At 69.4% G+C, this 5,960-nt stretch carries 5 protein-coding genes and 2 pseudogenes; 3 read left to right on the plus strand and 4 right to left on the minus strand.

All coding sequences use genetic code 11. From position 1 onward, the window contains the following. The first annotated feature begins 80 nt into the window (after positions 1-80). Together G6048_RS46315 and G6048_RS46320 are read left to right on the plus strand one after the other, a co-directional pair. The gene (locus G6048_RS46315; RefSeq protein WP_165345625.1) at positions 81-749 is read left to right on the plus strand and encodes a haloacid dehalogenase type II; all 669 of its coding nucleotides are present in this window, start codon (positions 81-83) and stop codon (positions 747-749) included. Positions 750-806: 57 nt separating this feature from the next. After that, positions 807-1,619 (plus strand): annotated as a pseudogene (locus tag G6048_RS46320) (NAD(P)/FAD-dependent oxidoreductase). A gap of 239 nt (positions 1,620-1,858) precedes the next feature. Here the strand turns inward: G6048_RS46320 and G6048_RS46325 are convergent. The 3 genes from G6048_RS46325 to G6048_RS46335 form a co-directional block, all read right to left on the minus strand. After that, entirely contained in the window at positions 1,859-2,788 is a 930-nt protein-coding gene (locus G6048_RS46325; RefSeq protein ID WP_165345626.1) for an aminoglycoside phosphotransferase family protein, read from the minus strand. Positions 2,789-2,994: 206 nt separating this feature from the next. Next, positions 2,995-3,765: a carbonic anhydrase gene (locus G6048_RS46330; RefSeq protein WP_408056245.1), complete on the minus strand. Its 771-nt coding sequence runs from the start codon at positions 3,763-3,765 to the stop codon at positions 2,995-2,997. A 251-nt stretch (positions 3,766-4,016) separates the two neighbouring features. Next, the gene (locus G6048_RS46335) at positions 4,017-4,931 is read right to left on the minus strand and encodes a sulfite exporter TauE/SafE family protein (RefSeq protein ID WP_165345628.1); all 915 of its coding nucleotides are present in this window, start codon (positions 4,929-4,931) and stop codon (positions 4,017-4,019) included. Between the two features lie 120 nt (positions 4,932-5,051). On the opposite strand from G6048_RS46335, the gene G6048_RS46340 reads away from it, so the two are divergent. Then, a complete protein-coding gene (locus G6048_RS46340; RefSeq protein WP_165345629.1) occupies positions 5,052-5,612 on the plus strand; it encodes a GNAT family N-acetyltransferase in 561 nt (186 codons plus the stop codon). A 22-nt stretch (positions 5,613-5,634) separates the two neighbouring features. Here G6048_RS46340 and G6048_RS46345 read toward each other — a convergent pair. After that, positions 5,635-5,907: pseudogene (locus G6048_RS46345) on the minus strand (LysR substrate-binding domain-containing protein); the annotation flags it as partial. Positions 5,908-5,960: the final 53 nt, after the last annotated feature.

Raw genomic sequence — 5,960 nt, forward strand, 5'->3', positions numbered from 1 at the left:
CATCAATACCGACCTCCGCCAGCCCCAGCACCTGAGCGAACAACGGAGTGTCCAATATGCCCGGAAAGAGGTTGAACGCCATGCGTCAGATCGTCACCTTCGATGCCTACGGCACCCTGGTCGACTTCCAGCTCGGCCCCACCGCGCTGAAGGTCCTGTCCGACCGGCTGGACCTGGACGGCCTGAACGTCGACGAGTTCCTCGACGACTTTCGCGTCATGCGGTTCCAGGCCGTCCTGGAGGCTTACCGCCCCTTCCACGAGGTGCTGCCCTCCAGCCTGGAGGCAGCCATGCGTCTGCACGGCCTGGAGTACCGGAAGTCCGACGGCGAGGCTCTGGTCGCGGCCGTGCCCACCTTCGGCCCCCACCCCGAGGTCCCGGCCGCCCTGCGGGCGCTGAAGTCCCGGTACGAGATCGCCATCATCTCCAACACGGACGACGACCTCATCGCCCAGAACCTGGCCAACATCGGCGTCGAGTTCGACCACGTCATCACCGCCCAGCAGGCCGGCGCCTACAAGCCCGACCGGCAGGCCTTCGAGTATGCCTTCCAGACCATGGACATCGACCCAGCCCAGGTCATCCACGTCGCCCAAGGCTGGGAGTACGACCTCATCCCCACCCGCGACCTCGGCCTCGCTCGCCGCGTGTGGATCAACCGCTACGACCGCCACAGCGGCAGCGCCGACTACCAGCCCTACGACGAGCTGCCCGACCTGTCCGGCCTACCGGCCCTGCTCGGCTGCTGAGGCCGGGACCCAGACAAACACCCCTGGACGCCCAGGAAAGACCCGAGGACGTACGTCATGAAGCAGATCCCCTACTGGCTCGACACAGCCCCTGCCTTCCCCGACCGGACCGGCAAGCCCCTGCCCGAGCAGGCGGACCTGGTGGTCATCGGCGGCGGCCTCACCGGCCTGTCCACCGCCTACCACGCGGCTCGCAAGGGCGCCCACGTCGTCCTCGTGGAGAAGGACAAGGTCGGCTCAGGCGCCTCCGGGCGCAACGGCAGCATGTGCACCCAGGGCATCACCATCAGCCCCGCCGAGGCGCGCAAGCGCTAGGGGCAGGAGCGGGCCCGGGAACTGTACGACGCCTTCCGCGAGGCGGTGGACGTGGTGGAGGAGCTGACGGTCAAGGAGCAGATCGACTGCGACTTCCACCGCGTAGGGTGTCTGGGAGTCGCGTTCAAGCCGCAGCACTTGGAGAGCATGCGTGCCACGCAGCGCGACCTGGCCGACAACTTCGGCCACGACACCACGCTGCTGAGCAAGAGCGATCTGCGTGCCGAGCTGGGCTCCGACTACTACCACGGAGCCCTGCTCGACCCGCTCAGCGCGCACCTTCACATCGGCAAGTACGTCCATGGCCTGGCCGAGGCCGCCGAACGCGCCGGGGCTCAGATCCACGAACGCAACGCCGCCACCGCGCTGCACCGCATCCCCGAGGGCGGTTTCCTCGTCGAGACCCTGCCGAGGTCATGGACGGCCACCCGGAGGCCAACCCCATGCGCGGTTTCGGCTTCCCCAAGGTTCCGGTGCCGTTCTACAACGGCACCGCCTGGTTCCTGCCCTTCGCCGGGGCGTACTACAAGGCCAAGGACCGGCTGCGCTGACTGACAGCGATTCATCGGAAGGGCGCACATCGAGGCCCGGCGGCTCGTCCGCTGCTCCGCCGGCGCCCGCACTGTACGGGACGCGCTGGGGCGAGCGAACTGCGCGGCCATCCAGGTGCTGGTGTCGACGAGCGCCCCGAGGTCCCCGCGGTGAGAAGCGTCATCGAGGCGGCCCCGGGCGATCCGTCGCTCGGGCCTACCTCTACTTCATCGGGGACTGACCGTGTGCCGGTGCCGCGGCCGTCAGGCCTCCGTGAGCAACTCCGCCAATCCGTCGGCGAATTCGGTGATCCGGTCCAGTTGTGGTCCGCTGCGGGCGATACGGAATCCGTGACGGCGGCCGTGGAACGCGGTCTCGACGGCGTGGAACTGGGCCCAGCGCCGGGCGCGCTCGCGATCGACCTCCGCGGCCTCGGCGAACACGTCCACCGCGCGGCGGACCGCCTTGCTGAGGTCGGGCAGCTGGAGGAACCGTAGGGCGAGCGCCTTGAGCAGTGTGCCGCCGTCGTAGGCGGGATCGCCCGCGTAGCCCTTGGGGTCGACGGCCAGCCAGGGCTCGCGGTCGGCGCGCAGGATGTTGCCGGCGTGCAGGTCGCCGTGGATGACGGTGTCCGGCTGGGTGCGGCCCAACTCGCGGACTGTCGCCAGGGCGGTGTCCAGGACATGGCGTGGCAGGTTGTGCGGCAACTCCTCGGCGTCCAGGCGCAGTTGCTCCTCCCAGAAGTCGGCCTGCTCGCGCAGCCGGGGCAGCCCGGGTGGTGCGGGGACGGCCAGGCAGTGGCTGAGCCGGCCGGCCACCGTCACCACCTCGTCGTCGTCCTCGACTTCGGCCAGCGTCGACGTCCTGGCCCGTTCCAGCAGCATCGCGAACCGCTCGTCGTCACGCTCGTACAGCCGGACGGCCCCGCGCCCGCCCCACACCGCGAACGCGTCCGGCTCATGGACGTTCCCGGGGTGCGGAAACGACACCTTCAGGACAGCGGGCCCCTCGGCAGGCCGTCGCACCGGGACGATGACGCCGACGCCCCCGTGCATGACCTCGCCGTCCCGCACGCACTCCCAGCGCCGCAGCAACTCGCCCACGATACGGGGCAGTTCGGCAAGCCATGCTGCTCCGGCCTCTCCCTCACGGTCGACCGTGCTTCGCGCGAACGTCTCTGGTATCCGCATCACCCGGGCACCGTAGTACGTACGCCACAGAAGCCGGCCCTCGCTGCCCCGCGAGGTCATCGGACGGCTGGGGATGCCGCCCTCTCCGACTGCTGACGCCTCACCTGCCGATCAACCGCGGCCGATCGGACGCAGCGGGCCCCCGGTGCCTTCCGGAAGCTGTTCAGCTTCCGGCAGGCACCGGGGGCCCGGCCATACGCTCAGCGCGCTCAGGCGATCCGATGCACCAGCTGGCTGGTCAGTTCGTAACGCGCGCCGACTATGGCCAGCTTGCCCGCGTCCACCCTGGTGGCGAGCTCGGGCACCGCCGCGAGCCGCGAACGGACGAGTTCGACGTTGGCGTCCACCGTCGCGTCGACGCGGGCGTCGCCCTCCTGGCTGTGGTCGATGGCCGGGCTGATCTGGTCGGCCAAGTACTGCATGTGGGCGGGCAGTTCCTCGCCCGACTCGTCCGCCTGGATCGCCGCCTTCACGGCGCCGCACGACTGGTGCCCGAGCACCATGATCAGCGGTATGTCCAGTTCGAGCACGCCGAAGGCGACGCTGCCGAGCACGGCCTCGTCCAGTACCTCACCCCCCGATCGCACCGTCATCAGATCGCCGAGACCCTGATCGAAGGCCAGCTCCGGCGGTACGCGGGAGTCGATGCATCCGAGCACGACAGCGAAGGGGTGCTGACCCGACGTCAGCGACTGCCTGACGGCCGGACTCTCATGGGGATGCCGCTGGCGGTTGGTGCGCCAGCGGTGGTTGCCCGCCGCGAGTTCCCGCAATGCTTCCTGCGGCGTGGTCGGCCGGGAGCGCGTACTGCGGACCGGGGTTGCGGCGGCAGCGGTGGGGGTGCCGAGGGCGAGACCGGCACCGAGGGCAGCGGTGCCGGTCAGCGCGGCGCGGATCAGCGAACGCCGTGCGGGAGCACTCCCGTCGGGGAGAGTCGACGTGCGGCCGACAGCTCTGTGGGGTATGAGTTCAGACTTCACAGGGAGGAACGTACGTCTGGATTTCGGCCCCCGGGCGTCCACCTGGCTGGATCTTGACCGCCATGATCCAACCTTGGGTGTTTCCATCCCAGACCGTTGCCGGGCTTTCCCAGAGCATTGCCAGGCTTTTTGACAAACCCAGGCAACCGATTTCAGCCATCGAGGAACGGACTCGGACTCGGGCACTTCGCGATGCACCGCTCGCGGTGAGCGTGGCGCTCACCGCGTCCCCTCAAGTCGTACGTGGTGGTTCAGGCCGCCGTGACGGGTCGCCGCTCCTCGACGGACTCGGTCTCCGCCGCCTGCTCCTTGCGGTAGGCGCGGATCGAGTACGTCAGGGCGGCGGCCCACAGCGCGTACAGGAGTACGTAGACGGGGGTGGTCAGCGAACTGGACGCGCCGACCCAGTCGCTCTTCAGCAACGTACGGACATTCGTCACGATGATGACGCCGCCGACCGCGGACCCCAGAACGCGCGGCGGAACCAGCCGCACCAGCCACGCCGCGATCGGCGCCGCGATCAGCCCGCCGAGCAGAAAGGCGGCGACCCAACCCCAGTTGAGGCCCTGCGAGCCGAGCGAGAAGAGGAAGCCCAGGCTCGCCGCCACAGCGACCAGGAACTCGCTCGTGTCGATGGAGCCGATCACCTTGCGCGGCTCCATACGTCCGCTGGCCAGCAGCGCCGGCGTACCCACCGGGCCCCAGCCGCCCCCGCCCGTCGCGTCCAGGAACCCGGCGACCACCCCGAGCGGCGACAGGAACCTCTTGCGCAGCGGCTTGCCGAGATTGCCCTTGGGCATGCCGCGGAACGTGAACCGGGACATCACGTACAGCCCGAGCCCGAGCAGGATCAGCGACATCACCGGCTCGGCGACCTCGGTGGACAGCTTGGACAGCACGGTCGCACCGAGGAACGCGCCCACCGCCCCCGGCACCCCGATCTTGGCGACGACCTTCCAGTCCACGTTCCCGAACCGCCAGTGCGCGGCGCCGGACATCAGCGTCGTACCGATCTCCGCGAGGTGAACCGTGGCCGAGGCCGCGGCCGGGTTGGTGCCCATGGCGAGCAGCAGGGTGGTCGAGGTCACCCCGTAGGCCATGCCCAGGCTGCCGTCCACGAGTTGGGCGCCGAGGCCCGCGAGCGCGAGCAGTACCAGCGTCCGCATGTACGTCCGTCCCGTCTTCCCTAGTTTTCCCACCGGTTCGGTAGGGATTGACCGGGCCGACGATAGGAGACGTATCTGAGGAAAGTCTTAGGGCGCGGTAACGATCCTGTGGAGGACGGCATGTACCCGGCCAGACGTTCCGGCCCGCGCCTCGGTCTACGCGAACTCGCCGCCGAGGACGTGGATGCGGTGCTCGCCGTCTACAGCAGCCCCGAAGCCACGGAGCACCTGTCGATCGACCCGCCTACCCGCGAACAGGTCGCGCAGGTCGTTTCCCAGTCGATCGCCTCCGCCACCGTGACACCTCGCACCGAGTACCAACTCGCCGTCGTCGAACGGAACACGGACAAGCTGATCGGGTCCGGCCGCCTCGCCACCGACCCGCATCAACAACGCGGAGCCACCATGGGCTTCGCGCTGCACCCCGATGCCTGGGGAGTCGGCTACGGCCTTGAGACCGTACGACTCCTCCTTGGCCTCGGTTTCGAGGATCTGGGCCTGCACCGCATCTGGGGAGCACGTTCCCCGCTCAACGAGGCATCGGCGAAAACCATGGCAGCCGCGGGCATGGTCGAGGAGGGGACCATCCGGGAGCACATCTTCAAGGCCGGCCGGTGGCGTGACTCCGTCGTCCACGCCATGCTCGACGGCGAATGGGCTGAGGCCTCCCCAAGAACCTGAAGCTTCAGCGCCATCCGAAGGCTCAAGCCACCGCCGTAGGCGCCAGCTCCCGAAGTTCGCGCAGCGCCGCCTCCACCGCTGGGCGGTCGTGACCGGAGGCTCGGGTGCAGGTGAGGAGTTTGCGGTGGGGGTCGCCGGAGCAGCGTACGCGGGTGATCGGCAAGTGCGGGGTCAGGTGGGCCAGGCGGGGGATCAGGGCCACGCCCAGGCCGTGGGCCACCAGGTGGGCCGTGACGTTCCAGTCCAGGGCGTGGTGGGCGATGTCGGGGGTGAAGCCGGCCGCGCCGCAGCCCGCCGCCGACCACGGCTACGACCTCAACGACGCCGCTCAGCCGACGTCGGCGTACG

The sequence above is a fragment of the Streptomyces ureilyticus genome (assembly GCF_011045025.1).
Lineage (GTDB): Bacteria > Actinomycetota > Actinomycetes > Streptomycetales > Streptomycetaceae > Streptomyces > Streptomyces ureilyticus.